Origin of the sequence: Streptomyces sp. NPDC051907, assembly GCF_040681075.1 — a bacterium.
Lineage (GTDB): Bacteria > Actinomycetota > Actinomycetes > Streptomycetales > Streptomycetaceae > Streptomyces.
Window position 1 is genome coordinate 39985 of record NZ_JBFAYB010000056.1, and the last position, 17568, is coordinate 57552.

Genomic DNA, 17568 nt, shown 5'->3' on the forward strand with positions numbered 1-17568 from the left:
GCCCCCTCCCCGAACAGCCGAGCCCACAAAGCCACTAGCATGCGGCGCTATGAGCTCCCCCACTGGGCCCGCATCCGGCCTGCCTGTACGAATGCCGCGACCTCGACAGTCCGGTCGGCACCGCCGTCCGGAACCCGTGGCCGCTCCTGAGGGCGCGCCCGCGCTCGTGCTCGCCGTTCCCGGCGCTCCCGCGCCGGCGACGCGCGCTCTGGCCGAAGAGGTCATAAGCATCGCTCGTTCCGAGCTGCCCGGCCTGGACGTCGGCATCGGGTACCTGGACGGCGACGACGCCGAGTACCCCACGCTCGAGAGCGTCCTCGCGCAGACCGCCGCCCGGCGCACCGAGCGGTACGAGATCGCGAAGGCCGCCGGCCGCGAGGTGAACGAGCCCGAGGGTCCGGCCGCCGTCGTCGTGCCGCTGCTCGCCGGCCCCGACAGCGCCCTGATGAGGCGCGTCCGCCAGGCCGTGATGGACAGCCGCGCGCACGCCGAGCTGACCGACGTCCTCGGCCCGCACCCGCTGCTCGCCGAGGCCGTGCACGTGCGGCTCTCCGAGGCCGGTCTGGCCCGCGCCGACCGCGCCCGGCTGTTCACCGTGGCCACGGCGGCCGACGGCATCATCCTGGCGACCGTCGGCGGCGAAGAGGCCGTCCAGGCGGCCGGGATCACCGGGATGCTGCTGGCCGCGCGGCTGGCCGTGCCCGTCATGGCGGCGGCGCTCGACCAGGAGGGCTCGATCGCGGCCATCGCCGAGCAGCTGCGCGGCTCCGGCTCGATGCAGCTCGCCCTCGCCCCGTACCTCGTCGGCCCCGAGCTGCCCGAGGGCCTGCTCGACGCCGCCGCGAAGGAGGCGGGCTGCCCCGCCGCCGACGCGCTCGGCGCGTACCCCGCGATCGGCAAGCTGGTGCTCTCGCAGTACGCGAGCGCGCTGGGCATCTCGCCGCAGCCGCAGGGCGCTCCGTCGCGCTGACGGCCCGCACACGCAGGACGAAGGGCCCGTACCGGTCGCGCTGACCGGTACGGGCCCTTTCTCTCGTCTTAGGGCGTCCTCGGGCCCGTCCACGGCGCTGCGGGGCCCCAAGGCGCTCCGAGCGCCGTCAGGCGAAGATCACACAGGAGGCCGCGGGGACGTCGAGGGACCCGGCGCGGCGCGGGACGCCCGTCTGCGGGTCGACGTCGAACCAGGTGACGTCACCGGAGTGCTCGTTGGCCGCGTAGAGCCTGCGCCCCGACGGGTCCAGGGTGAGGTCCCGCGGCCAGCGCCCGCCGCACGGCACGGTCGCCACCAGCTCGGCCCGCTCGCCCGTCTCGTCGAGCGAGAGGACGGCGATGGCGTCCTGCCCGCGATTGGCCGTCCACAGGCGGCGGCCGTCGGGCGAGACGACCACCTCGGAGGGGTAGACGGGCCGCGGCGTGCCCTGCGGCGCGACGGCCGCCTCGCCGACCGGCTCGAGCACGCCGGCGTCCGCGTCCCAGCGGCAGACGACGAGGGTCGGCTCCAGCTCGTTCAGGACGTAGGCGTGGGCGCCCGCCGGGTGGAAGGCGAGATGGCGCGGGCCCGTGCCGGGGCGCAGCGCGGTCTCGGAGTGCAGGTTCAGCTCGCCCGTCCCAGGGTCGAGCGCGCAGATCCGCACGGAGTCGGTGCCGAGGTCGACGCTGAGCACCCAGCGCCCGGACGGGTCGGGGAGCACCTGGTGGGCGTGCGGGCCGCGCTGGCGGTCCGGGTCGGGGCCGGCGCCCTCGTGGTGCATGACGCCGCTGGCGGCCGACGCCCGTCCGTCGGGCCGCAGGGGGAGCACGCTGACGCTGCCGGAGCCGTAGTTCGCCGTCATCAGGTGATCGGAGGCGAGCGCGAGATGCGTGGGCGCGGCGCCGCACACGGGCACCGGCACGCCGATCAGCCGCGGCGCGCCGCCGCTGACGTCGAGCGCCGCGACCGCGCCCTCAGAGGTCTCGGAGACGGCGTAGAGCACCGGGCGCGCCGGACCCGACGAGGCGGCCAGTGCGAGGAAGGACGGGTCGGCGACGGCGTCGCTCGCCCCGGTCTCCGTCAAGGCGCCGGTGCGCCCGTCCACGGCGGCCGTGACGATCCCGCAGCCCCCCGCCGAGGTGAACGATCCGATGAACGCGCGTACGGCGCTCAGAGCGGCCTCTGGAGCCTCTCCCGCCTCGACGGCCCCGCCGGCCTTCCGGCCCCGACCGCTCCCCGCATGCCTCCCGCCCTGCTCTGCTCGGTCGTCCCGCCCGCCCTGCTCGGCTCCCTGGCTCACAGCGCCTCCCCATGTCCGCCTGTGTCCGCCTGCTGATCGCACAACGCGCGGCCGACGCTAGCAGCATCGGTCTAGACCAACCGCGGCCCTCCCCCGCTCCCCCGCTCCCCCGCCCTACTCGCTCGCCTCGCCCCGTGCTCGCGCCTGCGCCTGCGCGTGGTGGACATAGGACGGCCGCCACTGGGTCGAGTCGTACGTCCGGTGGAAGACGGGCGTCGCGGCGCCCGAGATCGGCGGCACGATCCACGACCAGTCGGCTCCCACCCCTCGCCCATGGCCGGCCTCGCGCTCCAGGTGTGCGAGGAAGCGCTGGGACTCGGTGTGGTGGTCGGTGACGGTGACGCCCGCCCGGTCGAAGGAGTGCAGCACCGCGCGGTTGAGCTCGACGAGCGCCCGGTCCTTCCAGAGCGAGCGGTCGCTCGTCGTGTCGAGCCCCAACTGCTCGGCGACGCGCGGCAGCAGGTCGTACCGGTCGGTGTCGGCGAGGTTGCGCGCGCCGATCTCCGTGCCCATGTACCAGCCGTTGAAGGGGGCCGCCGGGTAGCAGATCCCGCCGATCTCCAGGCACATGTTGGCTATGGCGGGCACGGCGTGCCAGCGCAGGCCGAGGGCCGCGCACCAGGCGTCCTCCGGGTGCCGCAGCTCCACTTCGAGGACGGCGTCGCGCGGCAGCTCGAACCAGCGCGGCTTGCCGTCCCCGTCCTCTATGACGAGAGGCAGTACGTCGAAGGGCGTGCCCGGACCGCCCGGCCAGCCGAGCCGGAGCGCGAGGTCGGTGAGCCCGGCGTTGCGCGGGTCGCCGACGGCGGACGCCCCTGCGGCCCCGGGCACGGCGCCGTACCCGGCGTACCGCACGAGCTGCTCGTTCCAGATCCGCGGTCCGGGCCGGTCGGGGGCGTCCGGGGCGAACACCGTGATCAGCGGGCGGATCCGGCCGCCGTTGGTCGCCTGCCTCAGATGCTCCGCGGCCTCGCGCGCCACGGAGTCGGCGTCCTCGACATGTCTTCTGTCGCGTATGCGCAGGGAGCGCCAGTAGAGGCGGCCTATGCAGCGGTTGCTGTTGCGCCAAGCGACGCGTGCGCCATAGACGAGTTCGGACGAGGTGTGGCGGTAGGTTCCGGTCTTGTCGATCTCGGCGCGCACGGCTGCCAGACGGGCGGCGAGATCGCCTGCCTCCGGCTCCTCACGGTGGTACTGGACGAGGAATTCCTCGGCCTCCTGGCGCAGTTCGTCGAGGGTGGCCGGCGGGCCGGACTCCGCGCGGCCCGCCGGGGGCCGCTCGGAGTGGGCCATGGGGCAGCCGGCCTGCTTAGCGGTCGCGTCCGCCCACTGGTGCTGTTCCGCCTTCGGGTCGTCCGCCGCCCTCCGGCGCAGGTATCTGAGCAGTGACTTCCGCATGGTGCGCACCCCCGGGGGTCCTTGAGGGGACATACGTGGATGCCGCTGTCGTTACCCCTCGAACAGGCTGATCCACCCTGTGTATGCGGGGTGAAATCGCCTCATCCAAGCACTTCTTGTCCATGCCGCACACCCGTTCCCATCGAATAAGGCATCCCGGATCGTCGCTGAACGTCCGTGAACGTCTTTGACCGGTCCTGGGCCTGACGCTCCGTCGGCGTCCTCCGTGGTCAGGCCGGCGATCAGGCTCGCGGTCAGGACCTGACGAGCGGGGAGCCCGGGGAGCTGTGCAGGGGCGCGGCCAGCTCGGTGAGCAGCTTCTCCAGCCCGTGCAGATGGTGCAGCGCGGCCTCCGCGCCGGGGTGGTGCTGCACGGCCGACCCGTGGGCCGCGGGCGCCGACTCGGCGGCCGACCGCGTGCCGGGCGAGACCAGGGCCTCGACTGCGGCCTCCACGCGCCAGCAGGCCGCCGCCAGCCGCGCGTCGTGCGAGGCCTGCGGGTCGGCCGCGACGGAGGCGAGGCCGCGCACCTCGCGGGCGCAGTCGTCCAGCAGGACCAGGACCTGGCGGGCACGGGCCTTGCGGGCGCGCAGCGGGTTCAGCGGGTGGACGAGCGGGGCCAGGGAGAGCCGCGCGCGGCCGAGGACCGCCTCCAGCTCCGCGGCGAGGGGCGCCGGGTCGGCCTCCTCGTCGCCGGCCAGCCGGCGCGCCGCCGCGGCGGTGCAGTCGTGCACGCAGCGCACGGCGCGCTCGATCCAGGCGTGGGTCGCGGCGTGCGTCGTGATGGGCAGCACGAACGTCACCGCCAGCGTCGCGCCGAGCGCGCCGACGCCGGTCTCCGCGAGACGCAGCGCGAGCAGGCCGGGCTCCAGCATTCCGAGCAGTCCGTACAGCAGGGAGACGAGCAGCGTCACGGCCAGCATCATCCAGCTGTACGAGACCGGGGCCGCGTAGAAGATCGCGAAGACGCACACGGCCACCAGGGCCGCCGTGGGGGCCACCGCGCCGTGCAGCGGCAGGGCCAGAAGGAGTCCGGCGGCGATGCCGACGACCGTGCCGAGGATCCGACGGAACCCGCGGACCAGGGTCTCGCCGCGCGAGGAGGTGTTCACGAAGATCCACCACGCGGCGCCGACGGCCCAGTACCAGCGGCCCTCGGACAGGATCTGGCCCAGCACGAGCGCGAACCCGCCCGCGACCGTCACCTGGATCGCCTGTCGGGTGGTGGTCCGCTCGAGGCCCGATCCGCCCGGCAGGGCCGGCGGGGCGGCCGGCGGCAGCCGCCGCTCGTAGCACCACAGGCCGAAGCGGACGCCCGAGGAGGCGAGCAGGGCGGTCAGGACGGCGGAGAACAGGCCGGGCAGCTGTCCGGGCACGGTGTGCAGGAACTGCGCCACGAAGAAGGTCATGAACGCGAAGACCCCGAGCGCGTGGCCGCGCGGGCCCCAGCGCCGGGCGTACACCCCGAGGCCGGCGACGGCGAGGAACGCCGCGTCCCGCAGCAGCGCGACGTCGTGCAGCCCGGCCGCGAGGGCGAGGACCGGGAAGCCGACGGCGGGCAGCAGGGCGGTGGTGACCGCCTGACCGCGGACGGTTGGGTCGGTGACCGTGAAGAGGGCGAGCAGCGCGGCGAGGCCGCCGGCGATGACCGCGGTGAGGTGGTGGCCGGTGAGGGCGCACGCGGCGACCGCCAGACCGACGCCGAGGACGGACCGCAGAGCGCTGCGCAGCCGCAGCCGCCCCGGATCCGGAGCCACGAACACCCTCTTCAGCACTGCTTGCCGCCCCTTCGCCGTCCTGGCATGAAAAAGGCGCCGCGGAATCCGCAGCGCCATCGACGTCCCCATGAGAACATCCGGGGCCCCATTGGCTCAAGCGACGCTTGGATCAGTGGGCCATTGGCCCAGTATCGGACGGGGAGGGCACCCGTCATCCGGGCCAACGGACCACCGAGCGGGGGGCAGCACGGCCTAGAGCGCGCAGGCCCTCCGCTCGGGGCGGAGGGCCTGCGCGCTATAGAGGGCCAGATCGAGGGCCTGCGCTATAGAGGGCCGCGCGCCTTAGAGGGCCCGCGCGCTATAGCGCGACGGCTGCGGCCTGACGGCCATGGCTACCGCTCGACGACCGCGTCCCCTCTGTTCGCGCGGACGCGCTCCCGGATCAGGGCGATGGCCACGACCAGCGCCGCCACCAGCACGGAGAGGATCACCTGCTCGCGTCCGGCGTCGTCGGTCAGCATGTAGACCAGCACGAACGAGATCATCGCGATCGTCGCCCACGTCAGATACGGGAAGAGCCACATCCGCACCACCAGCTTCTCCGGCGACTCGCGCAGCAGGATCGCGCGCATCCGCAGCTGTGTGAAGCAGATGACCAGCCAGACGAACAGGGCCACCGCGCCAGAGGAGTTCAGCAGGAAGAGGAAGACCGTGTCGGGCCACTGGTAGTTGAAGAAGACGGCGACGAAGCCGAAGACGACCGAGCCCAGGATCGCCGCCCGCGGCACGCCGCGACGGTTCGTCCGTGCGAACGCCTTCGGCGCGTCGCCGCGCTCGCCGAGCGAGTACGCCATGCGCGAGGCGGTGTAGAGCCCGGAGTTGAGGCAGGAGAGCACGGCCGTGAGCACGATGACGTTCATGATCTGGCCGGCGTGCGGGATGCCGATCGCGTCCAGCGCCGCGACGTACGAGCCATGCTCCTTGATCGCCGGGTCGTCCCAGTCCAGGAGCGACACGACGACCAGGATCGAGCCCAGGTAGAAGACGGCGATTCGCCAGATGACGCTGTTGGTGGCCTTGGTGACCGCGCGCTGCGGGTCCTCGGACTCGCCGGCGGCGAGGGTGACGATCTCGCTGCCCATGAAGGAGAAGACGACCATCAGCACGCCGGTGAGGATCGCGCCCGCGCCGTTCGGCAGGAATCCGCCGTGGCCGGTGAGATGGTCCAGGCCCGTCGCCTCGTGGCCGGAGCCGGGCAGCACTCCGAAGACCGCGAGCCCGCCGATCACGATGAAGGCGGCGATGGCGACGACCTTGATCCCGGCGAACCAGAACTCGAACTCGCCGTACGACGACACCGACGCCAGGTTGGTCGCGGTCAGCACGACCATCACGATCAGCGCCCACGCCCACTGCGGAACCGACGGTATCCAGCTCTCCAGGATCGCCGCGCCCGCGGTCGCCTCGACCGCCAGCACCACGACCCAGAAGAACCAGTACAGCCAGCCGATCGAGAAGCCGGCCCAGCGGCCCAGCGCACGGTCGGCGTACGCGGAGAACGAGCCGGACGTCGGATGGGCGGCCGCCATCTCGCCCAGCATCCGCATCACGAAGACGACCATCGTGCCGACGAGTGCGTACGACAGAAGGATGCCGGGGCCCGCGGCCGCGATGCCCGAGGCGGAGCCGACGAACAGGCCGGCGCCGATGACACCGCCGATGGCGATCATCGACAGATGCCGGTTCTTGAGCCCCGCCTGGAGGCCGCCCGGGGAGGGCGTCTGCCCGGGCTCACGCGGTGGCGAGGCCACGCCGGTGGTCGTCGGTTGTGCGCTCATGCTCAGTCCTCACAGGGGGAAGGAAGAGGTGCGGGGCGGCGGGACGGGGCGGCCGAGACCGGTCCGCAGGCCGGACATGGGGTAGGACGGCACTGTGGACGGCCCGTTGGGAGGCCGGCCCGTCGCAGCAGTCGGCACGGTGCGCGAACTGCTCGCCGACGCCTTCGAGTCGGCGACGTCGCCTGGGCCCGTCGGCACACACGGCGCGGAAGGCGCCGGGGCGGAAGACAGGGCCGCTATGGGCGCCGGGGATGGCCCGGCGCTCGGATTCGGGGTACGCAGAACCTAGGAGCCAACCCCCCGCGGCGGCCATGTACAGATGTCAGACGCGGTCGCCCCCACTTCAGACAGTTGCTCAAACCAACCCGTACAACCCCGCCCGCCCTGGGACGGCCCCCGCATGCGGAAACTCATGTCCGCTTCGCGGAGCACCGCAGGGCGATCACCGCGAAGGCGCTGGTCGTCGCCCCGCGTCGCACGGAGGGCCGGGATAGACTGGGCCATTGGCTCAGCCGCGGCCAGCGCTTTCGGGCCAGGGCCAGCGCCTTCGGGCCAGAGGCCAGGACATTCGGGCCAGAGGAGGCCGCGGACCGTGACGGTCGACGCACTCGACACCCGCATCCTGCGGCTGCTGATCGAGCAGCCGCGCACCAGCGTGCGCGAGTACGCCCGGATCCTCGGCATCGCCCGCGGCACGCTCCAGGCCAGGATCGACCGGCTGGAGCGGGACGGGGTGATCACCGGCTCGGGGCCGTACCTCTCCCCCGCCGCCCTCGGGCACCCGGTGCTCGCCTTTGTGCACATCGAGGTCACGCAGGGGCATCTGGACGAGGTCGGCGACGCGCTGGCGGCCCTGCCGGAGATCATCGAGGCCTTCTCGATCACCGGCGGCGGCGATCTGCTGACCCGGGTCGCCGCGCGCGACAACGGCCACCTGGAGGACGTCATCCAGCGGCTGATCCAGCTGCCGGGCGTGGTGCGCACCCGGACCGAGATGGCCCTGCGCGAGCGGGTGCCGCACCGGCTGCTGCCGCTGGTCGAGTCGGTGGGCAAGGCGGCCGGCACGCCTCGCTGAGGAGCGCCTTGGCATGCTGGAGCGTATGAGCACCGCGCGCACATCTTCGGTTTCGGTCGTCTTCGATCTCGACGGCACGCTCGTGGACAGCGAGCCGAACTACTACGAGGCAGGCCGGCGGCTGTTGGCCGAGCACGGCGTGCGGGACTTCAGCTGGGAGAGCCACACCCGCTTCATCGGCATCGGCACCCGCGAGACGCTGGAGGTCCTGCGCGAGGAGTACGGGATCGAGGCGCCGGTGGAGGAGCTGCTGGCCGGCAAGAACCGGGCCTATCTGGAGCTGGCGCGCACCTCGACCGACGTCTTCCCCCAGATGCGGACGTTCGTGGAGCGGCTGCACGCGGCGGGCGTGCCGATGGCGGTGGCGTCCGGTTCGTCCCGGACCGCCATCGAGGCGGTCCTGGCGGGCACCGGCCTGGACGCGTACCTCCCCACGATCGTCTCCGCGGAGGAGGTCGCCCACGGCAAGCCGGAGCCGGACGTCTTCCTGGAGGCCGCGCGCCGGCTGGGCGTCTCGCCGGACGACTGCGTGGTCGTGGAGGACGCGCCTCCGGGCGCGGCGGCGGCGCACGCGGCCGGGATGCGCTGCATCGCCGTTCCGTACGTCCCCGAGACCGCCGACGATCCGGCGTTCCAGTCGGCGGGGCTCCTCTTCGCGGGCGGCCAGGGCGAGTTCACGGCGCAGGCGGCGTACGACTGGACGGTCGGCGCGCCTGCCTGACCGGGCTCGTGCCCAGCAGCCCGGCCTCAGGCGCGCCGACCGGGCGAGCGTGCAGCGCGGTTCCCGCGCCGCGCGTGCTCGCGCCGGTCAGCGCGTCCTGTCGCGCTAGACGGAGCGGCGGACCCGGGCGGCCTTGCGGGCCTCGGCCGTCTGACGGGCCTCGGCGGACCGGCGGGACTCGCCGCCGGCGCGGCCGGACTGCCCCGGGCGGGTGCCCATGCCCCGGAAGGGGGCGCCGCGCTGGGAGCGCTCCTTGACCGGCGCGCCGGGGCCGATGGGGACGCCGGAGGGGGCCTGTGCGCCGGTGATACGGCTCAGCTCGGCCTCGCCGGAGCGCACTTGGGCGATCTGCGGGGTGATCCCGGCGGCCGCCATCAGACGGGCCATGTCGCGCCGCTGGTTGGGCAGGACGAGGGTGACGACGCTGCCGGACTCGCCGGCGCGGGCGGTGCGGCCGCCGCGGTGGAGGTAGTCCTTGTGGTCGCTGGGCGGGTCGACGTTGACGACGAGGTCGAGGTCGTCGACGTGGATGCCGCGCGCCGCGACGTTGGTGGCGACGAGCACGGTGACATGGCCGGTCTTGAACTGGGCGAGCGTACGGATGCGCTGGGGCTGGGACTTGCCGCCGTGCAGCGCCGCAGCGCGTACGCCGCTGTTCAGCAGGTGCTTGGTCAGCCCGTCGACCGCGTGCTTGGTGTCCAGGAACATGATCACGCGGCCGTCGCGGGCGGCGATCTCGGTGACGGTGGCGTACTTGTCGGCGCCGTGGACGTGCAGCACGTGGTGCTCCATCGTGGTGACCGCGCCGGCGGCGGGGTCCACGGAGTGGACCACCGGGTCGTTGAGGTAGCGCCGGACCAGCAGGTCGACGTTGCGGTCGAGCGTGGCCGAGAACAGCATCCGCTGCCCGTCGGGACGGACCTGGTCCAGAAGTTCGGTGACCTGCGGCATGAAGCCCATGTCGGCCATCTGGTCCGCCTCGTCCAGCACGGTGATGTCCACGCGGTCCAGCCGGCAGTCCTTGCGCTCGATCAGGTCGCTCAGACGGCCCGGCGTCGCGACGACGACCTCGGCCCCGGAGCGCAGCGCGCCCGCCTGGCGGCCGATCGACATCCCGCCGACCACGGTCGCCATGCGCAGCTTCAGCGAACGGGCGTACGGGGTGAGCGCGTCGGTCACCTGCTGCGCCAGCTCCCGGGTGGGGACGAGCACCAGAGCCAGCGGCTGGCGCGGCTCCGCGCGCCGGCCCGCGGTGCGCGCGAGCATCGCCAGGCCGAAGGCGAGCGTCTTGCCCGAGCCGGTGCGGCCACGGCCCAGAACGTCGCGGCCCGCCAGTGAGTTCGGCAGCGTCGCGCCCTGGATCGGGAACGGCTCGGTGACGTCGAGGCCGGTGAGCGTCTTCAGCAGCTCGGCCGGCATGTCCAGCTCGCCGAAGGTCGCGGCGGCGGGGAGGGCGGGGGTGACGGTGACGGGGAGGGCGAACTCGCCCTGCGGCGCGGAGGGACGACGCCGGGCGGGGCCGCCCTGGCCGCGTCCCTGCGGGCGGAACCGGGCGCCGCGGTCGGCGCCGGCCGAGCCGCCCTGGCGGGGATTGGAGTAGCGGTCGTTCTTGCGGGTCGATCGGTTCATACAGAACCCTTCCTCGATAGGGCACGTATCGAGGAATTCTCGGCGCAATGGCCGAATGAATTGCAAGAACGAGCCGGAGTAAATACTGGGACGAGACCGGCCGCCGCTTCGGTGCGGAGCACGGGGGCGCCCGGCGCCGGAATTGCGGGAATCCACGGGGACGGGCGGCTCGTCTCGCCGCTGCCGTACGGCAGGACGTCGGCGCCTCGCCCGCGCTCACGCGGGCCTCGAGGCGCCGTCAGGGCGCGTCGGGCGAACCCCGAGCACGCCAACGAGCCGGGGCCCGCACCCATGGTGCGGGCCCCAGCTGCGTGGTACGCGTCTGCGTCAGCGTCAGGCGGGAACGATGTTCTCGGCCTGCGGGCCCTTCTGGCCCTGCGTGACGTCGAAGGTCACCTTCTGGCCTTCCTGAAGCTCACGGAAGCCGGACGTGGCGATGTTCGAGTAGTGGGCGAAGACGTCCGGGCCGCCACCCTCCTGCTCGATGAAGCCGAAGCCCTTTTCCGCGTTGAACCACTTCACGGTGCCAGTAGCCATGTCATATCTCCTTCGGGGCAGTGCACGGAGGCCGCACTGTGCGAACTCCGGCGTCGCCGTAATGATTGCCCCGTCCGGAAAAATTCTCCGGAAATTAAAGCACTCGATGGCATACAGCTATCAAAAGCACTTGAAATCTTTGGGAACCACAACTGCAACTGAGATCAAGACTAGCACGGCACCGCCGTCGGACAAGGTGCGCAGCCCGTTATTTCACCGGCGTCCACGTCGACGTCGGCGAAAATTCGCCGCCCTCCACGGGGCAAATTCTGAACTCCCGGCGACAGATATTCGCCACCCCGGCCGACGGCCCGCCGTCCGCGCCCGCGGCGGCCGAAACGATCTCCAGACCGGATCGCGCGAGCGGCGGCGGCGACGCGTACCCGACGTCGTGCTTCCGGCCCTTACCCGTGAGTAATTTGGCTGATCATCATCTCACTCCGGCTGGTTCCGCACGTCTAGTCTCCGATCACCGCGCCGGTGGGCGGGCGCCTCCGCGGCGCCTTTCCGGGGCACGACGGTCCGATCCAGATGGAGCCCCCGTGAGACGAACGCAACGCCCCGGCGCCCACCGCGCCAGGGTCCGGACGACCACCGCCGCCGTCGCCGTGGCGCTCGCCCTCGTCGGAACGGTCGCCGCGGCCCCCACGGCGCCCGCGACAGCGGCCCCGAGCCCGCTGCCCGCCGCGTCCCGAGCCGCCGCGGGCCCCTCCTTCCGGCTCGTCGACATCCCGATGAAGGACGGCGCCGTCCTCAAGGCGAACGTGTTCACCCCCACCCCCGGCACGCCGGGCGCGGACGCGCGGGGTCGCTACCCGGTGATCGTGCAGCCCGCCAGCTGGGGACAGAACGACCTCGAGTACGTCCTCCAGGGCAGACGGCTCGCCGCGGGCGGCTATGTCGTGCTCACCTACACCGTCCGCGGCTTCTGGCTCTCCGGCGGCGAGGTCGACGTCGCGGGGCCCAAGGACGTCGCGGACATCTCGTCGGTCATCGACTGGGCCCTCGCCCGGACCCCGGCCGACCCGCGGCGGATCGGGATGACGGGTCTCTCGCTGGGCGGCGGCCTGACCCTGATGGGGGCCGCGGCCGACCCGCGGATCAAGGCGGTCGCCGCGCTGAGCGGATGGGGGGACCTGGTCGACTCGCTGTACAGCGGCGAGACCCGGCACCTCCAGGCGGCGGCGGTGCTCGCCGCCGTCCAGGCGCCCACCGGCCGCGGCGGCGCCGAGCTCCAGCGGATACTGTCCGACCTGTTCGCCGACCGCAACGCCCCCGACGTCGTCCGATGGGCGCGGACCAGGTCCCCCGAGGCGTACGTGGACCGCGTCAACGCCAACGGCACGGCCGTCTTCCTCGCCAACGCCTGGGGCGACAGCATCTTCAACCCCAGCCAGATCACCGCCTTCTACCAGCGGCTCACCGGCCCCAAGCGGATCGAGCTGCGCCCCGGGGACCACGCCACCCAGGAGGTCACCGGCCTGCTGGGGCTGGACAACGCCACCTGGGCGAGCGCGCTCCGCTGGTTCGACGAGCATCTCAAGGGCGGCGGCAGGGCCGCCTCCCGGCCGCCGGTGGAGCTGGAGGTGCGGCCCGGCGGAAGCCGCGAGACGTACCCGTCCTGGCAGGCCGTCAGCTCCCGGACCGAGCGGCTGCGCCTCGGCCGAGCCGACGTCCTCGGCACCGGCGCGCTGGGCGGCTCGGCGGGCACGGGGTGGCACAAGACCGTCGCCGGCGGGGTCGACTCCGGCGCCAACGGAGGCGTCGCCGAACTGTCCGGGCTGCTCGACCAGGTCGTCAAGCTGCCGCCGGTCGTGCTGGTCCCGCTGCTGCCCCGCCGGGCCGGCGCGGTCTGGCAGTCGGCGCCGTACCCGACCGCCCAGCGCGTCCGGGGAGCGGCCAGGGTGCACACCACGGTCACCTCCTCCACGCCGGAGGGCACGGCGATCGGCTACCTCTACGACGTGAACGCCCTCGGTGTGGGAAAGCTGATCTCCCACGCGCCGCAGAGCTGGTCGGGCAAGACGCCGGGGCGGGCCTTCCCGCTCGACGTCGAGCTCTTCGCCACCGCCTACGACCTGCCGGCGGGACACCGGCTGGCGCTGGTCCTGGACACCAAGGACCCGCTGTACGGCGGGCGTACGGCGCTGGGCGGCAAGGTCACGTTCAGCTCGCCGCAGCACGATCCGTCCGAGCTGGCGCTGCCCCTGCGCTGAGCGCGGGCCTCACGCGCCGCGCCCGGGCCGGGGGCGCGGAGGGCGTCCCGGTCAACCCAGAAAGCAACGATCCTGAGCCGCTTCGCCGTCGGCGGATGCCCGCGGCCGACTTCATGTCGTCGCCTCCGCGGAGAGCTCCGGGCGGGAGAGGGGCAGGCCGTCGGCCATCCGCAGGCTGAGGACCATGGTCAGGCCCCCGCCGGGGGTGTCCTCGGCGGACACCGTGCCTCCCATGGCCTCGACGAAGCCCCGGGCGACTGCCAGGCCGAGCCCGACTCCCGCGCCGCGCGGGGCGTCACCGTACCGCTGGAAGGCGCCGAAGATCCGGTCCTTCGCCTCGTCGGGCACGCCCGGGCCCCGGTCCACGACGCGCAGTTCGACGCGGTCGGCTATCGCGCTGGCCGCCACCAGGACGCGATCGCCGGCCGGGTTGTACTTGGCGGCGTTCTCGACGATGTTGGCGACGGCCCGCTCCAGGAGGCCGCGGTCGACGGCGACCATCGGCAGGGTCTCGGGGATGTCCAGGTCGACGCTGTCCTCCGGTACGCCGAGGAGGGCGATGGGCACGACCTCGTCAAGGTCGGTCTCCCGGATGACGGCGGTCACGGTGCCCGTCTCCAGACGGGAGACGTCCAGCAGGTTGCCGACGAGATGGTCGAGGCGGTCGGCGCCCTCCTCGATGCCCTCGAGGAGCTCGGCCTGGTCCTCCGCGGACCAGTCGACGTCGTCGGAGCGCAGGGAGGAGACGGACGCCTTGATGCCGGCGAGGGGGGTGCGCAGATCGTGGCTGACCGCGGCGAGCAACGAGGTGCGGATCTTGTTCCCCTCGGCCAGCTTGCGGGCGTCCTCCGCCTGGCCGACCAGCCGCTGCCGGTCCAGTACCACGGCGGCCTGCGCGGCGAACGCGCCGAGGACGCGACGGTCCTCCGCGGGCAGCACCCGGCCGAACAGGGCCAGCGCCAGATGGTCGCCGACCGGCATGTCCACGTCCGCGTCGTCGGGCCTGTCGGCCCGACTGGGGCCGACCCGGGCGACGCACGACCACGGCTCCGCCTCGTTGTGACGCTCCAGAAGCGCCACCGACTCCATGGCGAAGGTCTCGCGGACCCGCTCCAGCAGGGCCTCCAGGGTCGTCTCGCCGCGCAGCACGCTCCCTGCGAGGAAGGAGAGGGTCTCGGCCTCGGCCCTCAGCCTGGCGGCCTGGTGAGTGCGCCGGGCGGCGAGGTCGACCACCGAGGCGACCGACACCGCCACGCCGACGAAGACCACCAGGGCGACGATATTGCGCGGGTCCGCGATGGTGAGCTGGTGGATGGGCGGGGTGAAGAACCAGTTCAGCAGCAGCGAGCCCACGGCCGCGGAGACCAGCGCGGGCAGCAGCCCGCCGAGCAGCGCCGCTGCGACGGTGAGGCTGAGATAGAGCAGGACGTCGTTGGCCAGACCCACGTCGGGAGCGGCGGTGGAGAGCAGCAGGGTCAGCAGCGCCGGCCCCATCAGGCCGACGAGCCAGCCCCAGATCGTCCGGGAGCGGCCCAGGCGCGCGCCGCGGGCGACGGGCAGGCCGCGGCCCTTGGCCGCCTCGTCGTGGGTGACGATGTGGACGTCGAGGTCGGGGCCCGACTCCCGGGCGACCGTGGCGCTGACGCCGGGGCTGAAGACGTACTGCCATGAACGGCGACGGCTCACCCCGAGCACGATCTGGGTGGCGTTGACGCCCCGGGCGAACGCCAGCAGCCCCGACGAGATGTGGTCGCCGACGACGTGGTGGAAGGTGCCGCCCAGGTCCTCGACGAGGGTGCGCTGGACGGCGAGTTCCTTCGGGGAGGCGGAGGTGAGGCCGTCGCTGCGGGAGATGTAGACGGCGAGCACCTCGCCGCCCGCGCCCTTCTCCGCCAGCCGAACGGCGCGGCGGATGAGCGTGCGGCCCTCGGGGCCGCCGGTGAGCCCGACGACGATCCGTTCGCGCGAGCCCCAGATCTTGGAGACGCGATGCTCGGTCCGGTACTCCTGGAGGTACTCGTCGACCCGGTCTGCCGTCCACAGCAGCGCCAACTCCCGCAGGGCGGTGAGGTTTCCGGGCCGGAAGTAGTTGGACAGGGCCGCGTCGACCTTGTCGGGCTTGTAGATGTTGCCGTGGGCCATTCGGCGGCGCAGGGCCTGCGGCGACATGTCGACGAGCTCTATCTGGTCGGCGCGGCGTACGACCTCGTCGGGGACGGTCTCCTTCTGCCGCACACCGGTGATCGACTCGACCACGTCGCCCAGCGACTCCAAGTGCTGGATGTTGACGGTGGAGATGACGTCGATACCTGCCGCGAGCAGCTCCTCGACGTCCTGCCAGCGCTTCGCGTTGCGAGAGCCCGGGACGTTGCTGTGCGGCAGTTCGTCGACGAGCGCGACGGCGGGCCGCCGGGCCAGCACGGCGTCGACGTCCATCTCCGTGAAGGCGGTGCCCCGGTACTCGATCTCCCGGCGTTCGATCGTCTCCAGCCCGTGGAGCATCACTTCCGTACGCGGACGGTGGTGGTGCTCGACGAAGGCGACGACGCAGTCCGTGCCGCGTTCGACGCGCCGGTGGCCCTCCGACAGCATCGCGTAGGTCTTGCCGACGCCCGGCGCCGCGCCGAGGTAGATCCGAAGCTTTCCGCGTCCCATGGGTGTCGTTTCTCGCTCGAGGACGGACAGTACAAGTGCTCCACACCGGTCGGACCGACTGCCCGCCGGCAGTCGGTCCGTCACGCCTCGAAGCGGTAGCCCATTCCGGGTTGGGTGATCAGATAGCGGGGGTGCGACGGGTCGACTTCCAGCTTGCGTCGCAGTTGCGCCATGTAGACCCGGAGATAGTTCGTCTTCCTGCTGTAGCTGGGCCCCCAGACCTCCTGGAGCAGCCTGCGCTGACTGACGAGGACCCCGGGGTGGGAGATCAGGATCTCCAGCAGATGCCATTCCGTCGGGGTCAGCCGAACGTCGCGGTCCGCGCGCCGGACTCTCTTCGCCACCAGGTCGACGGTGAACTCGTCCGTCGTGACCAGGTGCGACGCGTACGGCGTGGGCAGCGTCTCCTCGGTGCGGCGAGTCGCCGCCCGTAGCCGAGCCATCAGCTCGTCCATGCTGAACGGCTTGGTCATGTAGTCGTCGGCGCCGGCGTCGAGCGCACGGATCTTGTCCTCGGAGCCGGTGCGCGCGGACAGCACCAGCACGGGGACCCGGCTCCAGCCGCGCAGCCCTCTGATGACGTCGACGCCGTCCATGTCGGGCAGTCCCAGGTCGAGCACGACCACGTCCGGGCTCTTGTCTGCCGCGAGCCTGAGGGCGCTGGCGCCGTCGGGCGCCGAGTCGACCTCGTAGGTGCGCGCCCGCAGGTTGATCGCCAGAGCGCGTGCGAGCTGTGCGTCGTCCTCTACCACCAGCACCCGGGTCATCGGTGTGCTGCCTTCCTCTTGTAGTTCGACATACGGCGGGAGCCGGCGCCCTGGACCTGCCAGGGCGCCGGATCCCCTTCGTGCGGTAAGGCCATCAGCTCTTGTCCACCAGCTTTTTGAGGGCGATGTTGAGCTGGAGGACGTTGACGCGGGGCTCGCCGAGGAAGCCGAGGGTCCGGCCGTCGGTGTGGTCGGCGACGAGCTTGTCGACCGCCTTGACGTCCAGGTTGTTCTTCTCGGCGACGCGGTGGACCTGGAGCTTCGCGTACTCGGGGGAGATGTGCGGGTCGAGGCCGGAGCCGGAGGAGGTGACGGCGTCGGCCGGCACGTCCTCGGGCTCGACCTTGTGGCCGGGGACCGAGTTGTCCTTGACCACGGCGGCCTTGGCGTCCTTCACCCAGGCGATCAGGTCCGCGTTGTCTCCGGACCGGTTGGTCGCGCCGGACAGGATCAGCTGGTACTGGGGGTTGACGCTGTTGGAGCCGAGGCCGTTGGACGGGCGCGGCTGGAACCATTTCAGGTCCGGGACCGCGGCCTCCTCGGCGTCGTCCGGGTCCTTCTTCGGCAGGTTGTAGGTCTGGCCGATGAGGTCGGAGCCGACGACCCTGCCGCTCGCGTCCTTGACCTCGGAGCCGTTGGCCTTGTCGTTGAAGGCGACCTGGGCGATGGCGGTGACGGCCAGCGGGTAGAGCACGCCGGTCACCACGGTCAGCACGAGCAGGGCGCGCAGGCCCGCCCAGAGCA

13 protein-coding genes are annotated in these 17568 nt (G+C 72.6%); 4 read left to right on the forward strand and 9 right to left on the reverse strand.

What is annotated here, in order from left to right:
- Positions 1-49 precede the first annotated feature (49 nt).
- On the forward strand, positions 50-970 hold the full coding sequence (locus AB0M39_RS26120; protein WP_365368327.1) for a hypothetical protein: 921 nt from the start codon (positions 50-52) through the stop codon (positions 968-970).
- Between the two features lie 127 nt (positions 971-1097).
- On the opposite strand, the gene AB0M39_RS26125 is transcribed toward AB0M39_RS26120, so the two are convergent.
- The 4 genes from AB0M39_RS26125 to AB0M39_RS26140 form a co-directional block, all read right to left on the reverse strand.
- Positions 1098-2144: a lactonase family protein gene (locus AB0M39_RS26125; RefSeq protein ID WP_365368338.1), complete on the reverse strand. Its 1047-nt coding sequence runs from the start codon at positions 2142-2144 to the stop codon at positions 1098-1100.
- A 240-nt stretch (positions 2145-2384) separates the two neighbouring features.
- Entirely contained in the window at positions 2385-3668 is a 1284-nt protein-coding gene (locus tag AB0M39_RS26130) for a nitric oxide synthase oxygenase (protein WP_365368328.1), read from the reverse strand.
- Between the two features lie 254 nt (positions 3669-3922).
- A complete protein-coding gene (locus AB0M39_RS26135) occupies positions 3923-5443 on the reverse strand; it encodes an FUSC family protein (protein WP_365368329.1) in 1521 nt (506 codons plus the stop codon).
- Positions 5444-5778: 335 nt separating this feature from the next.
- Positions 5779-7224, reverse strand: coding sequence for an amino acid permease (locus AB0M39_RS26140; RefSeq protein WP_365368330.1), 1446 nt, complete (start codon positions 7222-7224; stop codon positions 5779-5781).
- 592 nt (positions 7225-7816) lie between these two features.
- On the opposite strand from AB0M39_RS26140, the gene AB0M39_RS26145 reads away from it, so the two are divergent.
- Together AB0M39_RS26145 and AB0M39_RS26150 are read left to right on the forward strand one after the other, a co-directional pair.
- Positions 7817-8299 carry an Lrp/AsnC family transcriptional regulator gene (locus tag AB0M39_RS26145; RefSeq protein ID WP_365368331.1) on the forward strand — a complete coding sequence of 161 codons (483 nt, stop codon included), beginning with the start codon at positions 7817-7819 and terminating at the stop codon, positions 8297-8299.
- Positions 8300-8324: 25 nt separating this feature from the next.
- A complete protein-coding gene (locus tag AB0M39_RS26150) occupies positions 8325-9020 on the forward strand; it encodes an HAD family phosphatase (RefSeq protein WP_365368339.1) in 696 nt (231 codons plus the stop codon).
- Positions 9021-9125: 105 nt separating this feature from the next.
- Here AB0M39_RS26150 and AB0M39_RS26155 read toward each other — a convergent pair whose 3' ends face one another.
- Both AB0M39_RS26155 and AB0M39_RS26160 read right to left on the reverse strand, forming a co-directional pair.
- Positions 9126-10649, reverse strand: a complete 1524-nt coding sequence (locus AB0M39_RS26155; protein ID WP_365368332.1) for a DEAD/DEAH box helicase — start codon at positions 10647-10649, stop codon at positions 9126-9128.
- A 333-nt stretch (positions 10650-10982) separates the two neighbouring features.
- Positions 10983-11186 (reverse strand): cold-shock protein, encoded by a 204-nt coding sequence (locus AB0M39_RS26160; RefSeq protein WP_030846597.1) that lies wholly within the window; start codon positions 11184-11186, stop codon positions 10983-10985.
- A gap of 542 nt (positions 11187-11728) precedes the next feature.
- On the opposite strand from AB0M39_RS26160, the gene AB0M39_RS26165 reads away from it, so the two are divergent.
- A complete protein-coding gene (locus tag AB0M39_RS26165; RefSeq protein WP_365368333.1) occupies positions 11729-13402 on the forward strand; it encodes a CocE/NonD family hydrolase in 1674 nt (557 codons plus the stop codon).
- Positions 13403-13513: 111 nt separating this feature from the next.
- On the opposite strand, the gene AB0M39_RS26170 is transcribed toward AB0M39_RS26165, so the two are convergent.
- The 3 genes from AB0M39_RS26170 to AB0M39_RS26180 form a co-directional block, all read right to left on the reverse strand.
- The gene (locus AB0M39_RS26170; protein WP_365368334.1) at positions 13514-16057 is read right to left on the reverse strand and encodes a DUF4118 domain-containing protein; all 2544 of its coding nucleotides are present in this window, start codon (positions 16055-16057) and stop codon (positions 13514-13516) included.
- Between the two features lie 80 nt (positions 16058-16137).
- Positions 16138-16824: a response regulator gene (locus AB0M39_RS26175; RefSeq protein WP_365368335.1), complete on the reverse strand. Its 687-nt coding sequence runs from the start codon at positions 16822-16824 to the stop codon at positions 16138-16140.
- A gap of 94 nt (positions 16825-16918) precedes the next feature.
- Positions 16919-17568, reverse strand: a 650-nt coding sequence (locus AB0M39_RS26180) for a potassium-transporting ATPase subunit C (protein WP_365368336.1), incomplete at its 5' end; no start/stop codon positions are given.

What these genes read in the sequence shown, in the direction of transcription:
- AB0M39_RS26120 (WP_365368327.1), top strand. Translation starts at nt 50, where the DNA reads ATGAGCTCCCCCACTGGGCCCGCATCCGGCCTGCCTGTACGAATGCCG.
- AB0M39_RS26130 (WP_365368328.1), bottom strand. Translation starts at nt 3,668, where the DNA reads ATGCGGAAGTCACTGCTCAGATACCTGCGCCGGAGGGCGGCGGACGAC.
- AB0M39_RS26140 (WP_365368330.1), bottom strand. Translation starts at nt 7,224, where the DNA reads ATGAGCGCACAACCGACGACCACCGGCGTGGCCTCGCCACCGCGTGAG.
- AB0M39_RS26150 (WP_365368339.1), top strand. Translation starts at nt 8,325, where the DNA reads ATGAGCACCGCGCGCACATCTTCGGTTTCGGTCGTCTTCGATCTCGAC.
- AB0M39_RS26155 (WP_365368332.1), bottom strand. Translation starts at nt 10,649, where the DNA reads ATGAACCGATCGACCCGCAAGAACGACCGCTACTCCAATCCCCGCCAG.
- AB0M39_RS26160 (WP_030846597.1), bottom strand. Translation starts at nt 11,186, where the DNA reads ATGGCTACTGGCACCGTGAAGTGGTTCAACGCGGAAAAGGGCTTCGGC.
- AB0M39_RS26170 (WP_365368334.1), bottom strand. Translation starts at nt 16,057, where the DNA reads ATGGGACGCGGAAAGCTTCGGATCTACCTCGGCGCGGCGCCGGGCGTC.
- AB0M39_RS26175 (WP_365368335.1), bottom strand. Translation starts at nt 16,824, where the DNA reads ATGACCCGGGTGCTGGTGGTAGAGGACGACGCACAGCTCGCACGCGCT.